The 23,141-nt window shown below is 37.2% G+C and carries 22 protein-coding genes; 13 read left to right on the top strand and 9 right to left on the bottom strand.

Annotated features, from left to right (window positions below; genetic code table 11):
• Window positions 1–6: 6 nt before the first annotated feature.
• Window positions 7–1,044, bottom strand: coding sequence for a branched-chain amino acid aminotransferase (locus tag HSM_RS09160; RefSeq protein WP_256692754.1), 1,038 nt, complete (start codon window positions 1,042–1,044; stop codon window positions 7–9).
• Between the two features lie 434 nt (window positions 1,045–1,478).
• Between HSM_RS09160 and HSM_RS09155 the strand changes: the two genes are divergently transcribed.
• The 3 genes from HSM_RS09155 to uvrD all read left to right on the top strand — a co-directional run bounded on the left by HSM_RS09155 (window position 1,479) and on the right by uvrD (window position 5,778).
• A complete protein-coding gene (locus HSM_RS09155; protein WP_012340881.1) occupies window positions 1,479–2,372 on the top strand; it encodes a transcriptional regulator GcvA in 894 nt (297 codons plus the stop codon).
• Window positions 2,365–3,450 carry a 23S rRNA (cytidine(2498)-2'-O)-methyltransferase RlmM gene (gene rlmM / locus HSM_RS09150; RefSeq protein WP_012340880.1) on the top strand — a complete coding sequence of 362 codons (1,086 nt, stop codon included), beginning with the start codon at window positions 2,365–2,367 and terminating at the stop codon, window positions 3,448–3,450. Before HSM_RS09155 ends, rlmM begins: the two co-directional genes overlap by 8 nt.
• 147 nt (window positions 3,451–3,597) lie before the next feature.
• A complete protein-coding gene (gene uvrD / locus HSM_RS09145) occupies window positions 3,598–5,778 on the top strand; it encodes a DNA helicase II (RefSeq protein WP_012340879.1) in 2,181 nt (726 codons plus the stop codon).
• Between the two features lie 65 nt (window positions 5,779–5,843).
• On the opposite strand, the gene lpxH is transcribed toward uvrD, so the two are convergent.
• Window positions 5,844–6,548, bottom strand: a complete 705-nt coding sequence (gene lpxH, locus HSM_RS09140) for a UDP-2,3-diacylglucosamine diphosphatase (protein ID WP_012340878.1) — start codon at window positions 6,546–6,548, stop codon at window positions 5,844–5,846.
• Window positions 6,549–6,658: 110 nt separating this feature from the next.
• Between lpxH and HSM_RS09135 the strand changes: the two genes are divergently transcribed.
• Window positions 6,659–7,384 (top strand): 1-acylglycerol-3-phosphate O-acyltransferase, encoded by a 726-nt coding sequence (locus HSM_RS09135; protein ID WP_012340877.1) that lies wholly within the window; start codon window positions 6,659–6,661, stop codon window positions 7,382–7,384.
• A 15-nt stretch (window positions 7,385–7,399) separates the two neighbouring features.
• Window positions 7,400–8,803, top strand: a complete 1,404-nt coding sequence (locus tag HSM_RS09130) for a multicopper oxidase domain-containing protein (RefSeq protein ID WP_012340876.1) — start codon at window positions 7,400–7,402, stop codon at window positions 8,801–8,803.
• Between the two features lie 49 nt (window positions 8,804–8,852).
• On the opposite strand, the gene rnt is transcribed toward HSM_RS09130, so the two are convergent.
• The 4 genes from rnt to pth form a co-directional block, all read right to left on the bottom strand.
• Window positions 8,853–9,509 (bottom strand): ribonuclease T, encoded by a 657-nt coding sequence (gene rnt / locus HSM_RS09125; protein ID WP_012340875.1) that lies wholly within the window; start codon window positions 9,507–9,509, stop codon window positions 8,853–8,855.
• A gap of 87 nt (window positions 9,510–9,596) precedes the next feature.
• Window positions 9,597–10,007 (bottom strand): lactoylglutathione lyase, encoded by a 411-nt coding sequence (gloA, locus tag HSM_RS09120; RefSeq protein ID WP_011608659.1) that lies wholly within the window; start codon window positions 10,005–10,007, stop codon window positions 9,597–9,599.
• 249 nt (window positions 10,008–10,256) lie between these two features.
• Window positions 10,257–11,348, bottom strand: coding sequence for a redox-regulated ATPase YchF (gene ychF, locus HSM_RS09115; RefSeq protein WP_011608660.1), 1,092 nt, complete (start codon window positions 11,346–11,348; stop codon window positions 10,257–10,259).
• A gap of 66 nt (window positions 11,349–11,414) precedes the next feature.
• Window positions 11,415–11,999, bottom strand: a complete 585-nt coding sequence (pth, locus tag HSM_RS09110; RefSeq protein ID WP_012340873.1) for an aminoacyl-tRNA hydrolase — start codon at window positions 11,997–11,999, stop codon at window positions 11,415–11,417.
• Window positions 12,000–12,176: 177 nt separating this feature from the next.
• Here pth and HSM_RS09105 point away from each other — a divergent pair, with 177 nt between their 5' ends.
• The 5 genes from HSM_RS09105 to ruvC all read left to right on the top strand — a co-directional run bounded on the left by HSM_RS09105 (window position 12,177) and on the right by ruvC (window position 15,012).
• The gene (locus tag HSM_RS09105) at window positions 12,177–12,611 is read left to right on the top strand and encodes a type II toxin-antitoxin system RatA family toxin (RefSeq protein WP_041605337.1); all 435 of its coding nucleotides are present in this window, start codon (window positions 12,177–12,179) and stop codon (window positions 12,609–12,611) included.
• Window positions 12,604–12,936: an RnfH family protein gene (locus HSM_RS09100; RefSeq protein WP_012340871.1), complete on the top strand. Its 333-nt coding sequence runs from the start codon at window positions 12,604–12,606 to the stop codon at window positions 12,934–12,936. The genes HSM_RS09105 and HSM_RS09100 overlap by 8 nt, the downstream gene beginning before the upstream one ends.
• A gap of 153 nt (window positions 12,937–13,089) precedes the next feature.
• The gene (gene nudB / locus HSM_RS09095; RefSeq protein WP_011608664.1) at window positions 13,090–13,542 is read left to right on the top strand and encodes a dihydroneopterin triphosphate diphosphatase; all 453 of its coding nucleotides are present in this window, start codon (window positions 13,090–13,092) and stop codon (window positions 13,540–13,542) included.
• 1 nt (window position 13,543) lies between these two features.
• The gene (locus tag HSM_RS09090; RefSeq protein WP_012340870.1) at window positions 13,544–14,284 is read left to right on the top strand and encodes a YebC/PmpR family DNA-binding transcriptional regulator; all 741 of its coding nucleotides are present in this window, start codon (window positions 13,544–13,546) and stop codon (window positions 14,282–14,284) included.
• A gap of 158 nt (window positions 14,285–14,442) precedes the next feature.
• Window positions 14,443–15,012, top strand: a complete 570-nt coding sequence (gene ruvC, locus HSM_RS09085) for a crossover junction endodeoxyribonuclease RuvC (RefSeq protein WP_041605156.1) — start codon at window positions 14,443–14,445, stop codon at window positions 15,010–15,012.
• Window positions 15,013–15,091: 79 nt separating this feature from the next.
• Here the strand turns inward: ruvC and glpQ are convergent, their stop codons facing one another.
• Window positions 15,092–16,177, bottom strand: a complete 1,086-nt coding sequence (gene glpQ / locus HSM_RS09080; RefSeq protein WP_012340868.1) for a glycerophosphodiester phosphodiesterase — start codon at window positions 16,175–16,177, stop codon at window positions 15,092–15,094.
• A gap of 113 nt (window positions 16,178–16,290) precedes the next feature.
• The gene (gene glpT / locus HSM_RS09075; RefSeq protein WP_011608668.1) at window positions 16,291–17,736 is read right to left on the bottom strand and encodes a glycerol-3-phosphate transporter; all 1,446 of its coding nucleotides are present in this window, start codon (window positions 17,734–17,736) and stop codon (window positions 16,291–16,293) included.
• Window positions 17,737–18,061: 325 nt separating this feature from the next.
• Here glpT and glpA point away from each other — a divergent pair, with 325 nt between their 5' ends.
• From glpA to glpC, 3 genes are read left to right on the top strand one after another with little or no spacing between them, the layout of a single operon-like run.
• Window positions 18,062–19,750, top strand: coding sequence for an anaerobic glycerol-3-phosphate dehydrogenase subunit A (glpA, locus tag HSM_RS09070; RefSeq protein WP_011608669.1), 1,689 nt, complete (start codon window positions 18,062–18,064; stop codon window positions 19,748–19,750).
• Window positions 19,740–21,038, top strand: coding sequence for a glycerol-3-phosphate dehydrogenase subunit GlpB (glpB, locus tag HSM_RS09065; RefSeq protein WP_041605154.1), 1,299 nt, complete (start codon window positions 19,740–19,742; stop codon window positions 21,036–21,038). The genes glpA and glpB overlap by 11 nt, the downstream gene beginning before the upstream one ends.
• A gap of 10 nt (window positions 21,039–21,048) precedes the next feature.
• Window positions 21,049–22,320 carry an anaerobic glycerol-3-phosphate dehydrogenase subunit GlpC gene (gene glpC / locus HSM_RS09060; RefSeq protein WP_011608671.1) on the top strand — a complete coding sequence of 424 codons (1,272 nt, stop codon included), beginning with the start codon at window positions 21,049–21,051 and terminating at the stop codon, window positions 22,318–22,320.
• Window positions 22,321–22,369: 49 nt separating this feature from the next.
• On the opposite strand, the gene HSM_RS09055 is transcribed toward glpC, so the two are convergent.
• Window positions 22,370–23,128, bottom strand: a complete 759-nt coding sequence (locus HSM_RS09055) for a DeoR/GlpR family transcriptional regulator (protein WP_012340865.1) — start codon at window positions 23,126–23,128, stop codon at window positions 22,370–22,372.
• Window positions 23,129–23,141: the final 13 nt, after the last annotated feature.

Raw genomic sequence — 23,141 nt, 5'->3', positions numbered from 1 at the left:
TTTTTATTATTCTACTTTAACAATCCAGCCTTTTGGTGCGTCAACATCACCAAACTGAATACCGACCAGCTCATTATAAAGCTTTGTTGTTATTTCACCTACGTCAGTTTCAGAATAAAATACATGGAAATGATCGCCGTATTGAATACCGCCGATAGGCGTGATGACTGCCGCTGTTCCACATGCACCGGCTTCTTTAAATTGATCTAATTGATCAATATAAACATCGCCCTCAATCACTTCCATTCCTAACCGCTCTTTTGCCAGATAGAGTAGAGAATATTTAGTAATGCTTGGCAAAATTGACGGCGATAATGGAGTAATAAATTTATTGTCTTTAGTTATACCGAAGAAGTTTGCAGAACCAACTTCTTCTATTTTTTTGTGTGTAGTCGGATCAAGATAAATACAATCTGCAAAATGACGTGTTTTCGCCATTTTCCCCGGATAAAGACTGGCGGCATAATTTCCCCCCACTTTTGCTGCTCCAGTGCCTTGTGGTGCGGCACGATCATAGTCAGAAACGATAAAGTTAGTCGGTTTCATACCGCCTTTAAAGTATGCACCAACAGGACAACAAAAGATTGAGAATATATATTCAGGAGCCGGACTGACCCCGATATTATCACCAACACCGATTAAAAATGGGCGTAAGTAAAGTGTTGCACCGGAACCGTAAGGACCTAGCCAATCTGCATTTGCTTTGACGACTTGTTTACAGGCATCGACAAACATTTCCACCGGAATTTCGGGCATCAACAAGCGTTGGCAACTTTTTTGCATGCGTAGTGCATTTTGTTCAGGGCGAAATAAGTTAATTGAGCCGTCTTTGCAACGATAGGCTTTTAAGCCCTCAAAACATTGTTGACCGTAATGGAGTGCGGTTGAACCTTCACTGATATGCAAAACATTATCTTGTATCAATTCACCTTTTGACCATGCTCCATTTTTCCAATAAGCAATGTAACGATAATCTGTTTTGATATAACTAAAACCGAGATTTTCCCAATCAATATTTTTATTCATTTTTACTTCCTTCTTGATGTTTATAAAATAGTGAATTTAATCTACACTATTCTCATCAGGTTGGAAACTGGATATTTAAAATATAAAGGGATTTTTATCGCTCGGAATGATAGAGATGGGAAATTTTATGATAGAATTTTGCCCATAAAAAAATACCGCTCATAAAGAGCGGTACATAACCTAAAAAACGGTTTAAATATACATACAGGAAGTAAATGAGTAACTTAAAATTTGTTACTCGGTTCGGTTTCCCGAACAATATGCAAACACAACATCATACTTAAGTCCGAAACTCTTTAACCAGTAAGGAATTACCAATCGTTAAGTATGCGTGCATTCTATGGAGAATGGATAGGTCAGACAAGATATATTTTTTTATATATGGTATTAGAAAAACTAATCTGATAGCAATTTCAACCGTTATAATTTAAACAATACAATTGGGAAGAATGATGATTAAACGTTTGCCTCCTTTAAATTCATTGAAATCTTTTGAAAGTTCAGCAAGGCATTTAAGTTTTACTAAAGCCGCAGATGAACTTTTTGTTACACAGGCTGCAGTTAGCCATCAAATAAAATTATTAGAAGATTTTTTAGGTGTTATATTATTTAAGCGTAAAAATAGAACATTAGAATTAACCGATTTGGGTCGGGCTTATTTTTCCGATGTCAGCAAAATTCTAAATAATTTAGCCGATGCTACAACAAAATTAATGGCTCAGAAAAATGAGCAATATCTTTCAATTAGCGTTCCGCAAACTTTTGGTATGCAATGGCTTGTACCAAAATTAAGTGAATTTAATCAACGATATCCGGATATTGAGGTGAGATTAAAAGGGGTTGATCAAGACGAAATACCTTTGAGTAATGAAATTGATATTGCCATTTATTATGGCAAAGGAAATTGGGAAGGATTACAAGTTGAAAAATTGGCAGAGGCAAAATTGTTGATTTTGGCTTCCCCTAAATTACTCGCTAAACAACCTGTTACGCAAGCAACAGATTTGTATCAGCATAATCTTATTCATGTTCATACTAGAGATAACTGGCGTAATATGGCGAATTTACTTCAACTGGATAAATTAGATATTCGACATGGACCGGTATTTAGTCATACATTTATGGCATTACAAGCCGCTGTGCATGGACAAGGTATTGTGTTGGCAAATAAAATTCTTGCTCAACACGAAATAGAGAACGGAAACTTACAAGTTGTGTTATCTATCTCTCTACCGGATCCAAAATCTTTTTATGTGGTAAATTCTCTTAATCGAACCAATACAGAACAAATTAACGCATTCCGTCAATGGATTATGCATGCAATGAAGCAAAATAAACATGAATAAATTAGCGTTATATTGCCGCAGTGGCTTTGAAAAAGAATTGGCGGCGGAAATAACCGAAAAAGCCACCGCACTTGGTGTTTTTGGCTTTGCCAGAGTAGTAGAAAATTCAGGTTATGTTATTTTTGAATGTTACCAAATCGGTGAGGCGGATCTCCTCGCTAGAAAGATTACATTTAGTCAACTGATTTTTGCTCGCCAACTGATTGTCGTATCTGATCTTATTAGTAATCTTTCCGTGCAAGATCGTATCAGTCCGATTATTGAATATTATCGTCAACAAGAAAAAATCCTCAATCTCAAACAGAGTAGTGATATTTGGGTAGAAACCGCCGATACCAATGAAGCTAAAACACGGGCCGCTTTTTGTCGAAAATTTACTGTACCGCTTAGACAAGCTTTCAGAAAGCAAGGCTGGCTACAAGCAAAAAACAAAAAGAGCGGTATTACTCTGCATATTTTTTTCACTCAATCCAACAGTTGTTACATTGGCTATTCCTATAACAATAACCATGCTGAACATATTATGGGGATTCCACGACTAAAATTTCCGGCAGAAGCGCCTAGTCGTTCAACATTAAAATTAGAAGAAGCAATTCTTTATTTTATTCCCCCCAATCAAGAAGCAACACGTTTTAACGAAAATAAATATGCTGTTGATTTAGGGGCTTGTCCGGGAGGGTGGACTTATCAATTGGTTAGACGAGGTGTTTTTGTGTATGCAGTGGATCATGGCAAAATGGCAACAAGTCTACATGAGACCGGCAGAATTGAACATTGTGCTGAAGATGGCTTTAAATTTCGGCCTCCTAAGCATTGTAAAATTGACTGGCTGGTTTGCGATATGGTTGAACAGCCACGTAGAATTGCTGATTTAATCAGTCAATGGCTCGTCAAAGGTTGGTGTAAGGAAACTATTTTTAACTTAAAATTACCTATGAAAAAGCGTTATTTTGAGGTTAAGCGGTGTTTACAACAAATTAAAGAAAGACTAAATGAACAACATATATCTTTCCAAATACAAGCAAAACATCTTTATCATGATAGAGAAGAAATAACCGTTTATATTCGACTTATGTAGGAAATTTGTTTGATATTTAAATGGATTGGAAATTTGGGAAGGAAAGTTGGCGAAATATGCTTCAGCATTTATTCGGTGATTCTTATCTTGCTTTTTCCGGTTAAAACAATATAATCAACTGTATAAAAACACAGTTTATGGGCGACAATGGATATTTCAGAATTACTTAATGATCTTAATGAAAAACAACGCAATGCTGTTGTTGCACCTTTGGGGAATTATCTCGTACTTGCTGGTGCTGGAAGCGGAAAAACTCGAGTATTAACGTATCGTATTGCTTGGTTAAGTGCGGTAGAAAAAATACCTGAATCAAGTATTATGGCGGTAACTTTTACCAATAAAGCAGCGACGGAAATGCGTCATCGTATTGAGGCAACGTTAGCTCGTTATTCCCATCAACGTTTATTCGGTATGTGGATTGGCACTTTTCACAGTATTGCCAATCGCTTATTGCGATCCCATTACGCAGATGCCGGATTGCCACAGGATTTTCAAATTTTAGACAGTGAAGATCAACTTCGCTTAGTTAAGCGTTTGATGAAATTGCATCAATATGATGAAAAAGCCTTTCCCTATAAACAAGCTTGTTGGTATATCAATAATAAAAAAGAAGAAGGATTACGCCCTCATCAGATTGAAGATAATAATGATCGTCAAGAGCGAGAGTGGATCAAGATCTATAAAATTTATCAAGATGCTTGTGATCGATCAGGTCTAGTAGATTTTGCTGAATTATTATTGAGAGCTTATGAATTGTGGCTAAAAAATCCACATATTTTGCAATATTATCAACAGCGTTTTCAGCACGTTTTGATCGATGAATTTCAGGATACTAATAAAATTCAATATGCTTGGATTAAATTATTAGCCGGTTCGCAGGGCAATGTAATGATTGTCGGAGATGATGACCAATCTATCTATGGTTGGCGTGGTGCTCAAATTGAGAATATTCATCGCTTTCTTAAAGATTTTGCAAAAGTGAAAATTATTCGTTTAGAACAAAATTATCGTTCAACCGGCAACATTTTAGAAAGTGCAAACCGTTTAATTTCCAATAATAGTAATCGGTTAGGTAAGGATCTTTGGACTGCGGGTGAAAAAGGAGATCCTGTGGGGATTTATGCGGCTTTTAACGAGTTGGATGAGGCTTTGTTTGTCTCCGGTCAGGTACAAAATTGGCTGGATAACGGCGGTAAGGTTGATGATTGTGCAGTTTTATATCGTAGCAATAGCCAATCTCGTGTGATAGAAGAGGCATTTCTCAGGGCTAAAATTCCTTATCGCATTTATGGCGGTATGCGATTTTTTGAACGACAAGAGATTAAAGATGCTTTAGCGTATTTGCGTTTAATTGCCAATCGACAAGATGATGCGGCTTTTGAACGTGTTGTAAATACGCCACCACGAGGTATTGGTGAGCGTACTTTAGATATTTTGCGTAATTTAACTCGTGAAAGACAAGTGACTTTATGGCAAGCAACTCAGCTTGCTATTCAAGAAAATTTAATTCCTATCCGTTCGGTAACTGTTTTGTTACGTTTTATTGAATTAATCAATTCCTTACAACAAGAAACCGCAGAAATGCCCCTATTTGTACAAACTGATTTTGTGATTAAACATTCCGGTTTATATGACATGTATAAACAGGAAAAGGGGGACAAAGGGGAAGTGCGAATTGAAAATTTGGAGGAGTTGGTTACCGCAACGAGAGAATTTATAAAACCGGATGAGGCTGAAGATATGTCTGATTTAGTGGCGTTTTTAACACATACCTCTTTGGAAGCAGGAGAAGAACAAGCAGCCTCTCACCAGCCTTGTGTGCAAATGATGACATTGCATTCAGCGAAAGGCTTAGAATTTCCAAGAGTATTTATTGTTGGTATGGAAGAGGGGCTTTTCCCAAGTTTTCGTTCGGGTGAAGACTTGGCACGTTTGGAGGAGGAACGCCGTTTAGCTTATGTAGGGATTACTCGAGCAAAACAGAAATTGACATTGTGTTATGCGGAAGTTCGCCGCTTGTATGGTAAAGACGAAAAACATATTCCTTCTCGTTTTATTGCTGAATTACCGCAAGAATGTATTCAAGAAGTTCGTTTACGTGGCACAGTGACTCGAGCTTATAACCGAAGTGCAGTGGGTTCTATCGTCAAAACTGATTTATCGGATAATAGTTGGAAAGTTGGACAAAAGGTGAAACATGAAAAATTTGGTCAGGGAACAGTGATTAATGTTGAGGGGGCTGATAATAATACCCGATTACAAATCGCTTTTCAGGGACAAGGTATTAAATGGCTAATCGCGCATTTAGCCAAATTGGAAAAAATTTAGTTGTGATGGAAAAATAGCACATTTTGATCTCTTTTTCTTTATGTTTAGGTTTTGTGCCTGACGAATTAGATAAACTGAAACCCATTGGCTGAAACCTCTAAAACAGAAGCTGTTGCTCCCCAATCACCTAAAACTATGCGAGTAAAGTGCGGTGGATTTTGATGAATATTCTGCTTGTGCGTATGTCCATGAATCAAAATGTTGACCTGAAACTGTTGCATAATCTGTTCTACAAAATCCTTGTTGACGTCCATTATTTCAATACTTTTATGTGTTTTATCCGTTTTGCTTTTTTGGCGAATTTTTTCTGCAATTTTTAACCGCACTTTTAAAGGTAAGTGAAGAAATAGCCATTGCAGCCATTTTTGTTGTACTTTTTTGCGATATTGTTGGTAAGCAAGATCGTCGGTACAGAGTGTATCACCATGGCAAATAAGTACTTTTTTACCATATAAATTAACGATCTGATAGGTTGGTAATAATTCCATTCCGCAACTGTTGGCAAACTGTCTTCCCACCAAAAAATCACGGTTTCCATGAATAAAATAACAAGAGATACCTTTTTGAGTAAGTTGTAATATTTGTTGTTGTACTGTTTCGATCAATGCTGATTGTTCATCATCACCAATCCAAAAATCAAATAAGTCGCCTAAAATATAAAGTTTTTCTGCTTGTGGTGCTTGCGTTTGCATAAAATGAACAAAGAGTTCAGTTAAATGCGGTCGGTTTTCGCTTAAATGTAAATCTGCAATAAAGAATGTTTTTTTCATGCTGAGGTTCCTAAAATATTTGTGCTAGCCTAGCACTTTTTTATGCTTTTCTACACTTATTTTTAGATTTTCGTTATACTTGGCGTATACAAATTTTTAGGGGTATATTTATGTTGATATTATTAAGAGCCATCGTTGTTATCTTCTGTAGTATTTTAATTTGTGTAGTAGGATCTCTTTATTCACTTATTCGTTTTAAAAATCCAAGTAATGTAGGTGTGATGGCTCGCTGGTTTGGGCGTTTATATCCTTTTTTTGGATTAAAAGTTGAACATCGTTTTCCTGAAAATGTCGATAGTATCGGTAGGTGCATCTATATTGGTAATCACCAAAATAATTATGATATGGTGACTGTTTCTGCTATGGTTCGCCCTCGTACAGTCAGTGTAGGCAAGAAAAGTTTGGTTTGGATTCCCTTTTTTGGTCTTCTTTATTGGGCAACGGGAAATATTTTGTTAGACAGAGAAAATCGCTCCAAAGCCCATAATACAATAAACCAACTTGCTCATCGTATAAATGAAGATAATTTGTCAGTTTGGATGTTTCCTGAGGGGACACGTAGTCGTGGGCGTGGATTATTACCTTTTAAAATGGGGGCTTTTTATGCGGCAATTACCGCTGGTGTGCCAATTGTTCCAGTCGTTTGTTCAACCACCCATAATCGCATTGACCTAAATCGGTGGGACAATGGTAAAGTGATTTGTGAAATGATGTCTCCTGTAGATACATCGAACTACACAAAGGATAATGTACGGGAATTAGCTGAATATTGTCATCAAATTATGCAACAACGCATCGCAGAGCTTGATGCAGAAATTCAACAGCAATCTGTATAAGCAGCAAGGTAAAATATGAGATCTTTGACTCGACGGGATTTTTTGAAAAGCGGTATTTTAGCCAGTTCTTTATCATGTATCCCTCAATCAGTAATGGCTGCTAGCCGTTTGCCTTTATTTATTCCACCGTTATTGGAGGCAAAACGTGGGCGACCGATATTTTTAACGATGCAAGCTGCTCAAACTTCATTCATAGAAAAAAAGCTAACGGAAGTTTGGGGATTTAATGGGCATCATTTAGGTCCTACCGTAAGAGTTGAGCAAGGTGATTTTGTGAAGTTAAATTATCGTAATAATTTAACGCAGGCAGTTGCTATGAATATACAAGGTTTACAAGCACACAGTGAATTAATTGGTGGTATTGGGCGAGTATTGAAGGCAGGGGAAGGATGGGCTCCAATTTTACCTATTACTCAACCGGCATCAACTTGTTTTTATCATGCCTGCACTTTAGCTAATTCAGCGTATCAAACGTATCGTGGCTTAGTTGGCATGTGGATTATAAATGACAAAGATACTCATCAATCTAAACTGCCAAAAAAATATGGCGTTGATGATATTCCACTTATTTTGCAAGATGTACTGTTAAATTCTAAGGGAGAGCAAGTATTTCAAAATCAACCGCACTTTCTAGGCGAGCGGTTATTGGTCAATGGTGTTGAAGCACCTTATTTGAATGTACCTAAAGGATTGGTACGTTTACGTTTGTTGAATGCCTCTTTATCTCGTTCTTATGATTTAACATTTGATGATGAGCGGGCATTTTTCTTGATTGCCAGAGAACAAGGTTATTTGCCACAAACAAAAATTGTCAAAAAAGTTTCTCTTGCACCTAGTGAAAGGGTTGAATTATTGGTTGACTTAAGTGAGGGCGGAAATGTTACCTTAATTACTGGTAGTAAAAGAAATCTTTTGAATAAGATAGGTACAATATTCAGTTCTGATATGCTGGTTGATAATGTTATTGTTGAGTTAAGAACAGAGGGGGTTAAATCAGTATTTTATAATCCAAGTCATTGGCAATTTCATACTGATGCACCTAGTTTATTGGCAAAGAAAAATATGAAAACGAGAGAGTTTTATTTTGATGTGAGCAATGCAACCATTAATCAACAACGGTTTGAACCGAATAGAATAGACATTAGTACCAAAAGAGGGCAGATAGAACGCTGGATTCTAAGTTCTTCAAGGCCCGTCGGATTTAAAATTCAAGGTGCTCGTTTTGTCATGAAAAGCATAAATGATCAGCCGGTAGAACAATCGGATATTGCATGGAAAGATAGTCTTTGGATTGACGGCAAGGTAGAAATTTTAGTGCAATTTAATCATGCGTCCTCTACTAAATTCCCTTTTATTTTCGGTTCATCTGATTTAGTGTTAGCTGATCAAGGTTGCTTAGGGAGTATTGTTGTACAGTAATTTGAATAAGGAGTAACGCAAAAGAGCGGTGCTTTGTTAGCACCGTTTTTTATGAGTTTATTGCCACATGGGGAAAACCGCCCAGTTTTTTTAAATGATTTACCATATAACAAAAAAGTTCAGCTGTTCGTTCCGCATCATATAAAGCAGAATGTGCTTTTTTTCCATCAAAAGAAATATTGGCAACCTGACAACCTTTGACCAACACTGTTTGTCCGAACATAAAACCGCTTAACGTTGCGGTATCAAATATCGAAAAAGGATGAAACGGATTGCGTTTTATTTTCGTACGTTCTGCTGCTGCCATAACAAAACTTTGATCAAATGTCGCATTATGAGCTACGATAACTGAACGTTGACAGTCAGCCTTTTTTTGCCCATGACGCACCATTTTAAACAATTCACTCATAGCAACATTTTCTGATATAGCACCACGCAACGGATTGTCTATATCAATACCATTAAATTTGAGTGATTCAGGATTAATATTAGCCCCTTCGAACGGTTGAATATGAAAATGGCATTTTTCATCCGGTACTAATAGACCGTTTTCATCCATTTTCAGTGTGAGTGCAGCTAGCTCCAGCAAGGCATCTGTTTGAGCATTAAAGCCTGCTGTCTCCACATCAATAATGACAGGAAAAAAACCCCGAAAGCGATTTTTAAGTAAATTATAATCCACTGCTTGTTCTGAAAGTGCGGTCACGAAATATTACCTTATAAGAATGAGATAAATGTAATACTTAAAATAGGCAGATAAAAAGCCCATTTTTTAGGATAAAAATTGTTGAGGTTATTGATTACCTAGCCCTGCTTGTGCCATTTTATTTTCAATAAACTCAATTTTATAGCCATCAGGATCTTCCACAAATGCGATGACAGTTTTTCCGCCTTTTACTGGACCAGGCTCACGAGTAATTTTCCCACCTGCTTCTTTAACCGCTTTACAAGTGGCATAAATATCTTCAACTCCAATAGCAATGTGACCATAAGCAGTCCCCATTTCATATTTACTTACACCCCAGTTATAAGTTAGCTCAATAACAGATGAGTTTTCTTCATCATCATAGCCTAAAAAAGCTAAAGAATATTTATATTCAGTGTTTTCGCTTGTACGCAATAAACGCATGCCTAATACCTGTTGATAAAAGTGGATCGAGCGATCCATATCGCCCACACGTAACATAGTATGTAAAATTCTCATGTAATCATTCTCCTCTAAGTCGCTGAAAAAACGATGCCTATTATGACACAAGCCACACTAAAGATCATTCATTCGGTTATTGTCTTCTCGCAGGATCATCTGCTAAATCTTCAACATCAACAAACGTCTCCCAGTTAAAAACTTTAATGGAACACAGGGAAATAAAGTGATATTTCATCTTTCTCTATAAAAAATACCGCACTTTTATTATTCAAATCGAAAAATGCGGTATAAAATTAGTTGTGAATATTAAACATTAAAACGGAAGTGCATTACGTCGCCATCTTGCACAATATAATCTTTACCTTCCAAACGCCATTTACCGGCTTCTTTTGCACCTGCCTCGCCCTTATATTGAATAAAATCATCATAAGCGATGACTTCTGCTCGAATAAAGCCTTTTTCAAAATCTGTATGAATAACGGCTGCCGCTTTGGGTGCCGTTGCACCGACGGAAACTGTCCAAGCTCGCACTTCTTTTACACCGGCGGTGAAGTAGGTTTGTAAATTTAATAACGCATAGCCTGCACGAATAACACGATTTAAACCGGGTTCTTCAATACCGAGATCTTGTAAAAAATCAGTTTTTTCATCATCATCCAATTCAGCAATTTCCGCTTCAATTGCAGCACAAACTGGTACCACAACAGAACCTTCTTTTGTAGCAAACTCACGCACTTTGTCGAGATATGGATTATTTTCAAAGCCATCTTCATTCACATTAGCAATATACATAGTTGGCTTTAAAGTTAAGAAGTTGTAGCTTTTAATGGCATGTAATTCGTCTTTATCTAAATCCAAAGAACGAATCATACCTGCATTTTCCAGTACAGGTAGAATTTTTTCCATGACCGACAACTCAAATTTTGCCTCTTTATCGCCACCTTTTGCACGCTTTTGCAAGCGTTGAATAGCTCGTTCACAGCTATCTAAGTCTGCTAAAGCTAATTCAGTATTAATTGTTTCAATATCATCTAACGGATCAATTTTACCGGCAACATGAACAATATCATCGTTCTCAAAACAACGCACAACATGACCAATAGCATCCGTTTCCCGAATATTTGCCAAGAATTTATTCCCTAAACCTTCACCTTTACTGGCACCGGCAACTAATCCCGCAATGTCCACAAATTCCATTGTGGTCGGTAGTATACGCTCAGGCTTAACAATGTCTGCCAGTGCATCAAGACGAGGATCGGGCATCGGTACAACGCCCGTATTCGGTTCAATAGTACAAAACGGATAGTTTGCCGCTTCGATACCTGCTTTAGTTAACGCATTGAAAAGAGTGGATTTTCCTACATTAGGTAAACCGACAATACCACATTTAAATCCCATAAATTTTCCTATTTTTTATTAGTAGAGTAGAAGAGTTATTTCAGCCCAAAGATTGGTGAATTTTGTTTATGCTTTAAAAGCATTCAGTCTATTTGTTGCTTTAGTTATTCCCTCTTTCATGAGGATTTCAATACAATCCGTTGCCTCATCTAAAGTGCGGTCAATTAATTGCCAATCTGTTGGAGACGGTTTATTAAGCACATAAGATGCAACTAAATTTTTATCGCCCGGATGACCAATTCCTATACGCAATCGATAGAAATTTTTATTATTTGCCAGTTGAGCAATAATATCTTTCAAACCGTTATGCCCGCCATGTCCACCGCCTTGCTTAAGTTTAGCGATGCCTGGAGGTAAATCTAATTCATCATGAAGCACTAAAATTTGTTCCGGCGGAATACGATAAAAATTAGCTAAAGCACTTACTGCTTTGCCACTTAAATTCATAAAAGTGGTAGGAACAAGAAAACGCATTTCTTGACCACTAATGACCGCTCTTGCCGTTTTTCCTGAAAATTTGGATTCAACAGAGAGATTGAAGTTAAAGCGTCTTGCCAAACGTTCAATTAACCATTCTCCTGCATTATGACGAGTATCGGCGTATTTATCGCCCGGATTGCCTAAACCTACAATTAATTTAATTTCTGACATTGGTATTTTTGTTCGCTAAAAATAGTGGGCTATTGTAGCGGAAAATTGATGTATGCTCAATTAGAAAGCAACGACATTAACAGCTTGTTGTATGAATCATTCTTTTCTATTTTGTCTCTTATTTCTACCGCACTTTTCCGCTATAATTGCAACATTTTTTGTTCAACATCTTATTTTATGCCAAGTATAAATCAGCGAGCTTTAGTGTCTTATAGTGCTAAACAAATGTACGATATTGTTAATGATTACGAAAGTTATCCACAATTTTTACCCCATTGCATTGCGGCAAGAGCATTGCAGTCGATAGACAATGAAACGATCGGAGAATTAACCATTAGCACAGCCGGTATCAAACAGGTTTTTGCGACTAAAAATCAATTAATTCCCAACCAAGAGATTACGATGCAGTTAGCTTCCGGACCTTTCAAATATCTGCAGGGTAAATGGGTTTTTCGTGAAATTGATGAGCAAAGTTGTGAAATTGCGTTGCAATTGGAGTTTGAATTTTCCAACCCTGTTATTGCTTTTGCTTTCGGGCGGATTTTTTCACAATTGACAACGAAAATGATCGAAGCGTTTAAACAACGAGCAAAGGACGTTTATCTTGATTAATATAGAAATTACTTATGCGTTACCGCATAAATATTATTTGAAAAAACTTCAAGTTGAGAAGGGGACAATCATTCAAGCGGCCATTTTCCAATCTGGTATTTTGCAGGAATTTACGGAAATTGATTTACGTGAAAATAAAGTCGGCATTTTCAGTCGCCCGGCAAAATTAACGGATATAGTGAATGAAGGTGATCGTATTGAAATTTATCGCCCATTATTGGCGGATCCGAAAGAAATTCGTCGTAAACGTGCAGAGCAACAACAAAAAGAATTAGAAGAAAAGAAAAAGGTAGAAAAATTTGCTAAAAAAGTCGGTACTATGTAGCAATGATACGAAATTTGAAATGCTATCTTAATTATTAATGATGTTTTAATATTTTGATTTATTAAGAGATTTTGGGGCAGATCAATTGTTGTTTTTTCATTTAACATTATTTTGGTTAATGTGAGTGATGATGACTTTAAGAAGGTAATCCAAATGAACTATAAAAATCCCAACAGTATTTTGGTCGTTATTTATGCCAAGAAAACCAACCGTGTTTTAATGTTGCAACGTCAAGACGATTCGGAATTTTGGCAATCCGTAACCGGTACGATGGAAATAGGTGAAACACCTGTTCAAACGGCAATCCGAGAAGTGAGGGAAGAAACCGGCATAGATATTCTTGCGGAAAACTTACCGCTCTTTAATTGCCATAAACAGATAGAGTTTGAAATTTTTCCGCATTTTAGGTATAAATATGCGCCTGATATAACTCACTGCATTGAGCATTGGTTTTTGTTGCCGTTAGCTGATGAAAGAGTAATAAATTTAAGTGAACATTCAGCTTATCAATGGTGTTCGGTACAGGACGCAATTAAATTGACTAAATCGCCCAACAATGCAGAGGCGATTAATGAATATAAAAGTACAATCATAAAAGGAATATAAAATGGCAGGACATAGTAAGTGGGCCAATATTAAACATCGTAAAGCAGCACAAGATGCACAACGTGGTAAAATTTTTACTAAATTAATTCGTGAATTAGTAACAGCGGCAAAATTAGGTGGCGGAGATGTTGGTGCTAACCCTCGTTTACGTGCCGCAGTAGATAAAGCTTTATCTAACAATATGACACGAGATACTATCAACCGTGCTATTGAGCGTGGTGTAGGCGGTGGTGATGGCACCAATATGGAAACTAGAATTTATGAGGGCTATGGTCCGGGCGGGACTGCGGTGATGGTTGAGTGTCTCAGCGATAATGCTAACCGCACCATTTCTCAAGTACGACCAAGTTTTACAAAGTGCGGTGGTAATTTGGGAACAGAAGGCTCAGTAGGGTATTTATTTAGTAAAAAAGGGCTAATTTTAGTTGAGTCTGCTGACGAGGATGCCTTGACAGAGGCAGCCATTGAAGCGGGTGCTGATGATATTCAAGTACAAGAAGACGGTAGTGTTGAAATTTATACAGCATGGGAAGATTTAGGCTTAGTGAAAGACGGTATTGAAGTAGCCGGATTTAAAGTTGTGAATGCTGAAGTAACAATGATACCTTCCACAATGGTTGATTTGGATGCAGAAACCGCACCTAAATTGTTAAGACTGATCGATATGCTGGAAGATTGTGATGATGTACAAAACGTTTATCATAATGGCGAGATAAGTGATGAGGTTGCCGCTTTACTTTAAAAGTTAGCTTCATTTTTTCTATCAGGAACATTTATGAAATTAGTTGAGAGGCATGATGAAAAACGTTTCATCAGCTCAATCTCTTAAACTTGGAAAATAATTTTTAGTCTATATTAAATGGATCTCAAATGAGGTTCATTTATTTTTTGGAAAATAGGATGTCTATTATTTTAGGAATAGATCCGGGATCTCGAGTAACCGGATATGGTGTTGTTCGTCAAGTTGGGCATAAGCTAGAATATTTGGGAAGTGGTGTTATTCGTACCTCAATAGATGATTTGCCAACTAGATTAAAACGAATTTATGCCGGAATAACAGAAATTATTACGCAATTCAATCCCAATGAATTTGCTATTGAACAGGTTTTTATGGCGAAAAATCCTGATTCTGCTCTAAAATTGGGGCAAGCAAGAGGAACTGCAATAGTTGCCGCAGTCAATCAAAATTTACCCGTATTTGAATATTCCGCTAGAACAATTAAACAAACGGTCGTTGGAACAGGTGCGGCTGAAAAATCACAAGTACAGGAAATGGTGGTTCGGTTATTACAACTTTCCGATAAACCGCAGGTTGATGCAGCAGATGCGTTGGCAATTGCCATTACCCATGCAAATTCTATTCATAACTCATTACAGATTGCTAATTCTATTGCAATAAAAACACCGGATAAAATAACCGCACTTTTACGCACGAAATATCGTAGGGGAAGGTTGAGGTTGAAAGGCTAGGATAATGGAGAAATGGCTATTTACAACAAGAACAAAAATCTGTCATTCGTTTAAAAGAATGACAGATATTAATGTCGAATTATTTATGGGTTTTTAAGTAATTTACACCTGTATCAGGGAAATCAGTAAATACTCCCGTTGCACCGCCTTTAAATAGAGCATCATACATTTGATCTACATTATCAAAAAAGTCAGGTAAAGCATCTTTGCGAACGGTATAAGGATGTACCTCTAATTTATATTTTGCCAATTCTTCTGCTAATGGAGTATAAGCGACGGCATTCGGTTTAGATTTTTCTTGATCGATCATCATGTACCAGCCAGGGCCTATACCATCAGCATATTTTGCAATTTTTTCTACCGCACCCGGTTTAAACATCCAATCATAATCGTAATTAACCCACTTGCCTTGAGCATTTTTTTCTTGTGTTTCACCCCAATCAGAATAAGCCACTAATTGAACAAGTTTTACATCCATACCTAGTTTAGGCAACAATTCTGTTTTAATTCGTTTTAGCTCATTAAAATCAAAAGTTTGTAAATAGACTAAGTCATCTTTTTGCGTATAACCGTATTTTTTCAAAACTTTTAATGTTGCTAAAGCAATATCTTTGCCTTCTTGGTGATGTAGCCAAGGTGCTTTAATTTCGGGATAGATACCGATTTTTTGACCAGTTGATTTTTCAAGACCTTGAATAAATTCTAATTCATCTTCAAAAGTATGAATACGGAAATGAGATTGCCAAAGCGGGAATCTATTTGGGTAAACCTGAACCTGTTTTCCGTCTTTCAGACTAAAATTTTCCGTCATTTCTAATGATTGAATTTCTTTCAGCGTAAAATCTACTACATAATAACGCCCATCTTTTCTATGACGATGTGGAAACTTTTTCGCCACATCTGTTAAACCATCTAAAAAATGATCATGAATGACGATGAGATGATTATCTTTGGTCATTGCAAGATCTTGTTCTAGATAATCAGCGTGTTGGCCAAAAGCAAGTGCTTTACTTTCTAACGTATGCTCAGGTAAATAACCGCTTGCTCCACGGTGAGCAATGATAATTTTATCTTTTTGGTTAACGTTGTTTTCAAATTGTGCAGAACAACCTGATAGTGTTGCAGCTACTAAAGCAATTGCACAAAGAGGGGTAGCTAATTTCATTGTATTTTCCTTAAGTAGAAGTAAAATCTGTGATAAAAATGTGGTTAAAATTTGAATACATAAACCTAATAAAGAAAAAGGAAGGACAGTTTCCTGTCTTTCCTTTTTAACGATTATTTACCGTAATGATCGTCTAGTTTTGCTTTATGTTTACCTTCTTCTATCATGGTGATAAACATTAACAGGATGGCTAAAATACCACCGGTTATCATGACGTAGAAGCCACCGTCCCAGCCGTAGTATTCTGCAGCCCAACCTACAACGGCTGAAGCGGATACTGTACCACCGAGATAACCGAATAACCCTGTGAAACCTGCTGATGTGCCTGCTGCTTTTTTCGGTGCAAGTTCAAGTGCATGTAATCCGATCAACATTACCGGTCCGTAAATTAAGAACCCAACTGTTGTCATTAAAATGAAGTCAGTTAATTGATATGGATTTTGATACCACGCTTTTCCTGCATACTGTGCTAATTCATGTTCTGGTGTTGCTGGGTTCATCCATAATGCTACCACTGCAATAGTAGTCAAAATCATGAAAATGAAACCGGTTAAACCACGTTTACCCTTAAATACTTTGTCGGAAACCCAACCACATAATAATGTACCCGGTACCGCAGCTAATTCATAAATAGTGTATGCCCAAGCAGTACCCTTAATATTAAAATGTTTTACTTCTCCTAAATATACAGGGGACCATTTCAACACTCCATAACGAATGAGGTACACAAATACGTTTGCAATAGCGATATACCACAACAATTTGTTTTTTAGAACATAAGTAACAAAGATCTCTTTTGTTGTTAAATTGTTTTCATAGGTTTTTTCATTATAGTCATCAGGATAATCATTACGCCATTTTTCAATTGCAGGTAATCCGCAAGACTGTGGTGTATCTTTCATCACAAAATAGACCGGAATTGCACAAATCATAGCGGCAATACCCGGATAATATAACGCTTGTTGCCAAATATCTTTTGCAGTTGCCTGTACTCCAAACTCGCTGAAATAAATCGCACTTGCCAACAATACCATTAATCCCGGTACCATACCTCCGATATTATGTGCACAGTTCCAAATAGAAACGATTGTTCCACGTTCGGATTTAGACCACCAGTGAACCATTGTACGACCACATGGAGGCCATCCCATTCCCTGAAACCAGCCATTTAAGAATATCATCACAAACATAACAGCAATACCGGAGGTTGCCCAAGGCATTAAGCCCATCATTGTCATACATAACCCTGACAATAATAAACCGAAAGGCAAGAAAACTTTCGGATTTGAGCGATCAGATATACCTGCCATCACAAATTTTGACAATCCATATGCCAAACCTGCTCCCGTACCGATAATTCCCAACTCCGCTTTATTGTATAAACCGGCTTCAATTAACCCTTTTTGAGCTAGGTCAAAGTTAGCACGAACGAAATAATAAGCCGCATAACCGAAAAATATTCCCATGAATACTTGCCAACGCAACCGTCTATAAGTTGGATCGATTCTATCTTTTGATAGCTCCTCAATATACGGTGCGGGCTTAAATGGACCAAACATAATAAATCTCCAGTAGTTTAGTTAGATTAAAATATAGCAATTATCAAACCAATCTTATGTATAAAAAATTAGGAGCGATAAATGCACTTTTTTGAACGTTCACTCATATAATAACCAAAAAGTGAAATCTAAAAAGCTAATTTAATTTATGTTGTGATGTAAATCACAAAAAAACACAAAAAAAATTCAAATCGAAACTAATAAAGTGATCTTAATCACATTATTTGATAAGAAATCACTCATTTTATTTTCTAAAACGAACATTTGACGTATTATATAATCACTTTCTAATAGTAATTTTTTACATTCAATGTGGGGGATGATTATGTCAATGTCGTCTCAAAAATTTTCTAAAGATTTTCCACCGCTCAGTGCTGATGTCATTATTATCGGCGGTGGGGCAACAGGAGCCGGTATTGCACGAGACTGTGCACTACGTGGGATTGACTGCATATTATTAGAGCGTTATGACATTGCCACAGGTGCAACAGGACGTAATCATGGTTTATTGCATAGCGGTGCAAGATACGCTGTTAATGATCATGAATCGGCAGAGGAATGTATCTTAGAAAATAAGATCTTAAAACGTATTGCACGTCATTGTGTTGAAGATACCAAAGGGCTTTTCATTACGTTACCTGAAGACGATCTTAATTATCAAAAGATATTTATTCAATCCTGTACAAAAGCAGGTATTGAAGCAGTACCGATTGAGCCTGACCTTGCCAGAATAATGGAGCCTTCAGTAAACCCGGAGCTTATAGGTGCGGTTGTTGTTCCCGATGGTTCAATTGATCCGTTTCGTTTAACCTCTGCCAATATGTTGGATGCACGTGAGCATGGAGCTAAAATTTTTACCTATTGTGCAGTTACTCAACTGATTCGTGAAGGCGGAAGAGTGATTGGTACAGAAGTATATGATCACAAAAATAAAATAAATCGCCGTTTTTTTGCTCAGGTTATTGTTAATGCGGGAGGAATTTGGGGACAGGGGATTGCTGAATATGCCGATCTCAAAGTCAAGATGTTTCCTGCTAAAGGTGCATTACTTGTCATGGGGCACCGCATTAATAATTTGGTAATTAATCGATGTCGCAAACCAGCTGATGCGGATATTTTAGTTCCCGGCGATACTATCTGTGTTATCGGCACCACATCAGATCGTATCCCTTATGATCAAATTGATAACATGATTGTTACTCCCGAAGAGGTGGATATTTTATTTAGAGAAGGCGAAAAACTTGCACCGAGTTTACGTCATACTAGAGTACTTCGTGCCTATGCAGGTGTTCGTCCTCTGGTAGCGAGTGATGATGATCCATCAGGACGTAATGTTAGTCGTGGTATTGTATTGCTTGACCATGCAAGCCGTGATGGTCTTGAAGGTTTTGTCACTATTACGGGAGGTAAGTTAATGACTTATCGTTTGATGGCGGAATGGGCAACTGATTTAGTTAGTAAAAAACTCGGCAAACAAACTGTTTGTACAACTGCCCAAGAATTACTTCCAGGTTCTGAATCTGATCAAAACGTTCCTCATATTAATAAAATCATATCGTTACCAACACCTCTTCAAATTTCCGCACGTTATCGTCATGGGCAACGGGCTTCTCGTTTGATTGGAAAAGAGCGGTCAGATTGTACACTTGTTTGTGAATGTGAAGCGGTGACTGCCGGTGAAGTACGTTATGCTGTAGAAGAATTGAAAGTCAATAATCTTGTTGATTTACGTCGTCGTACACGTGTGGGCATGGGAACTTGCCAGGCTGAACTTTGTGCTTGCCGTGCGGCAGGATTAATGGCACGTTTTCATATGGCAACACCTAGACAATCTACACTGCAATTATCATCTTTTATGGAAGAACGTTGGCGAGGTATTGAACCGATTGCTTGGGGCGAAGCAATCCGTGAAGCGGAATTTTCCAGTTGGATATATTACAGTTTATTAGGCTTAAATAGTGTTCAATCTTTAACTGAACAAGCACAGCAAGGAACAGATGGCAATGAAATTTGATGTAGTGATTATCGGAGGCGGGCTTGCGGGGTTAACTTGCGGAATTATGCTTCAACAAAAAGGGAAATGTTGTGCGATTATTAATAATGGTCAATCAGCCATGAATTTTTCATCAGGTTCAATGGATCTTTTAAGCCAATTACCAAACGGTGAAAAGATAAATTCTTTTGAACAAGGTTATGACAGCCTTGAAGAACAACTTCCAAATCATCCGTATTGTTTGTTTGGTAAACAACATGTTTTACAAAAAGCCAAGCAATTTGAACAATTAATAGAAAAAATTAATCTCAATGTGACGGGAAGCTATAAGCAAAATCATTTTCGTGTTACGCCGTTGGGCGGATTGCACCGCACTTGGCTGTCCGCTGATTGTATTCCAACAATGGATCTTCATGATGAACATTTCGGATACCAAAAAATTACTGTGTTGGGCATTGAAGGTTATCATGATTTTCAACCGCACTTACTGGCTGAAAATTTAATACAGCATCCGCAATTTACACATTGTTCGATAACGACCGCACTTTTACATCTTCCCGAGTTGGATCAATTGCGTTTAACTTCTCGTGAGTTTCGCAGTGTCAATATTTCCCAATTACTTGAACATCGTTTGGCGTTTCGAGAATTGGTACAGGAAATAAAACAAGCCTCCGGAGATGGGGAAGCAATTTTTTTACCGGCTTGTTTTGGTTTGGATAATCAAGATTTTTTCAATAAATTAACGTTGGAAACTGGATTAAATTTATACGAATTGCCTACATTACCGCCTTCATTAGTGGGATTGCGTCAACATAAAAAATTAAAAACGTATTTTGAAAAACTGGGCGGTTTTATTTTAAATGGTGATAAAGCATTGCGTGCCGTTATTGAGGATCAACAGGTTAAACAAATTTACACTCAATTACATCAAGAACATGGTATTTTTGCAGAACATTTTGTTCTTGCTTCCGGCAGTTTTTTCAGTAATGGTTTGGTGAGTGTTTTTGATCGTTTACTTGAACCTATATTTGACGTGGACATGATTGGCAATTCAATGATTGATATACAAAACAGACTCACTTGGACTGCTCGGCGTTTTTCTTCACCTCAGCCTTATCAGTCTGCGGGCGTTGCAATTAACAGCCGTTGCCAATTAAAAAAGAGCGGTCAGATTATTAAAAATTTATATGCTGCTGGAAATGTTATTGGCGGATACAATGCATTGGAACTAGGGTGTGGTTCCGGAGTGGCAGTTGTTACTGCACTAACAGCTGCCGATAACATTATCGAAGCACAAAATCGAGTATAAGGGGCAAAATATGAATATTCAACAACTCATTGAAAATGCAAAACAGCATGCTGCTTTTCCTATTACTCAGCACCATACCGATGAAAGTTTTGAGAGCTGTATAAAATGTACTGCTTGTACTGTGGTTTGCCCTGTTTCTCGTCAAAATCCTTTCTATCCCGGACCTAAACAGGCGGGACCGGACGGTGAACGGTTACGCTTAAAAAGTGCGGCACTTTATGATGAAGCATTAAAATATTGTATCAATTGTAAACGTTGTGAGGTTGCTTGTCCGTCAGACGTTAAAATTGGTGATATTATCATTCGTGCTAGAAATAAATATCTTGACCAACAACATAAATCACCAATACATAAATTACGTGATGCTGTATTAAGTAATACGGATATCATGGGTAAAATGAATACACCTTTTGCTCCGATTGTAAATGCGATTACTGGATTAAAAGCAACCCGATATGTTTTAGATAAAACCCTTAAGGTCAGTAAGCACCGCACTTTACCAAAATATTCATTCGGTTCGTTCCGTCAATGGTATAAAAAATATGCTCTTGACCGTCAGATCTATTTTCGGGATAAGATAGTGTATTATCACGGTTGTTATGTAAATTATAATTATCCTCAACTTGGTAAAGATCTCATTAAAGTACTTAATTCGATTGATATTGGCGTGATTTTGCTTGAAAAAGAAAAATGTTGCGGTTTGCCGCTCATGGTGAACGGTTTTCCTGAAAAGGCTAAAAAACAAGCAGAGTTTAACATTAAACAAATTGAACGGGTGATTCAAGAAAAAGCATTGGATATTATTGGTACATCTTCAAGTTGTACAATGAACTTACGTGATGAATATCATCATATTTTGGGGATGGATAATGCGAGAATTCGTCCTCATGTCAATATTGCAACCAAATATCTTTACCGACTATATCTTGATGGAAAAATACCGCACTTTAAGTCTACACCTCTTAAAGTTGCCTATCATACCGCCTGCCATGTAGAAAAAGCGGGGTGGGCACCTTATACGTTGGCATTGCTTAAACAAATACCGGATCTTGATGTTACTATTTTACCGTCTCAATGTTGCGGTATTGCTGGAACATATGGCTTTAAATCTGAAAACTATCAGACTTCACAGGCCATCGGAAAAAGTTTATTTGAGGTTATTGAACAAGGTTGTTTCGATTATGTCATCACTGAATGTGAAACTTGCAAATGGCAAATTGATATGTCAACAAGTGCTTCTTGTTTACACCCTGTCAGTTTATTGGCGAGGGCATTAAATTGATTATTGTGTAGAAGATAAAATCTTCTACACATCTCTATTGATAAAAATTCTATTGACAAATATGCAGTTTTACATTGCTTGAATGAATAAGGCTAAGCATGGAGTCAGGTGGTGTGGTGTCTGTAAACAAATAGTCTACTTCTGTTAACGAACCTAAATATACCATTGCTCGGCGAGTAAATTTGGAATGATCTGTTACTAAAATAGTATTTCTTGAGCCTTCCATAATTGCACGTTTCACTTGCACTTCATGATAATCGTAATCCAATAAAGAACCGTCCAAATCAATACTGCTGATACCTAATATTCCGAAATCCAAACGGAATTGTCCGATAAATGCAATTGTCGCTTCACCAATAATACCTCCATCTTGACGCAAAGATCCGCTAGCCATCGTAATATCAAATGTTTTGTTTTGCATCAAAATATAGGCTGCGTTAAGATTATTTGTAACAATTCTTAAGTTTTGATGATCCAATAATGCTTTAGCAACAGCTTCCGGTGTTGTACCAATATCAATGAATAAAGATGAACCGTTAGGAATAATTTTTGCCACCTCTTGACCAATACGCCGTTTTTCAGACGAGAAGAAATGTTGACGTTCACTATAATCACTGTTCTCTGATGTTGAAAGTGAAGTAGCTCCACCGTGATGACGTGTAATCAGATTATTTTCCGCCAGTTCATTTAAATCTCTCCTAATAGTTTGAGGGCTAACGTTAAGAATGTTAACCAATTCCTCCGTACTCAAATAGCCTTTCTGTTTTATTAATTCAATTATCTTTTTATGACGCAGAGATTGTTTCATGAGGTATCCTTAA

This window comes from Histophilus somni 2336 (genome assembly GCF_000019405.1).
Classification (GTDB): Bacteria; Pseudomonadota; Gammaproteobacteria; order Enterobacterales; family Pasteurellaceae; genus Histophilus; species Histophilus somni.
This window is presented reverse-complemented; position numbering and strand designations above follow the sequence as displayed.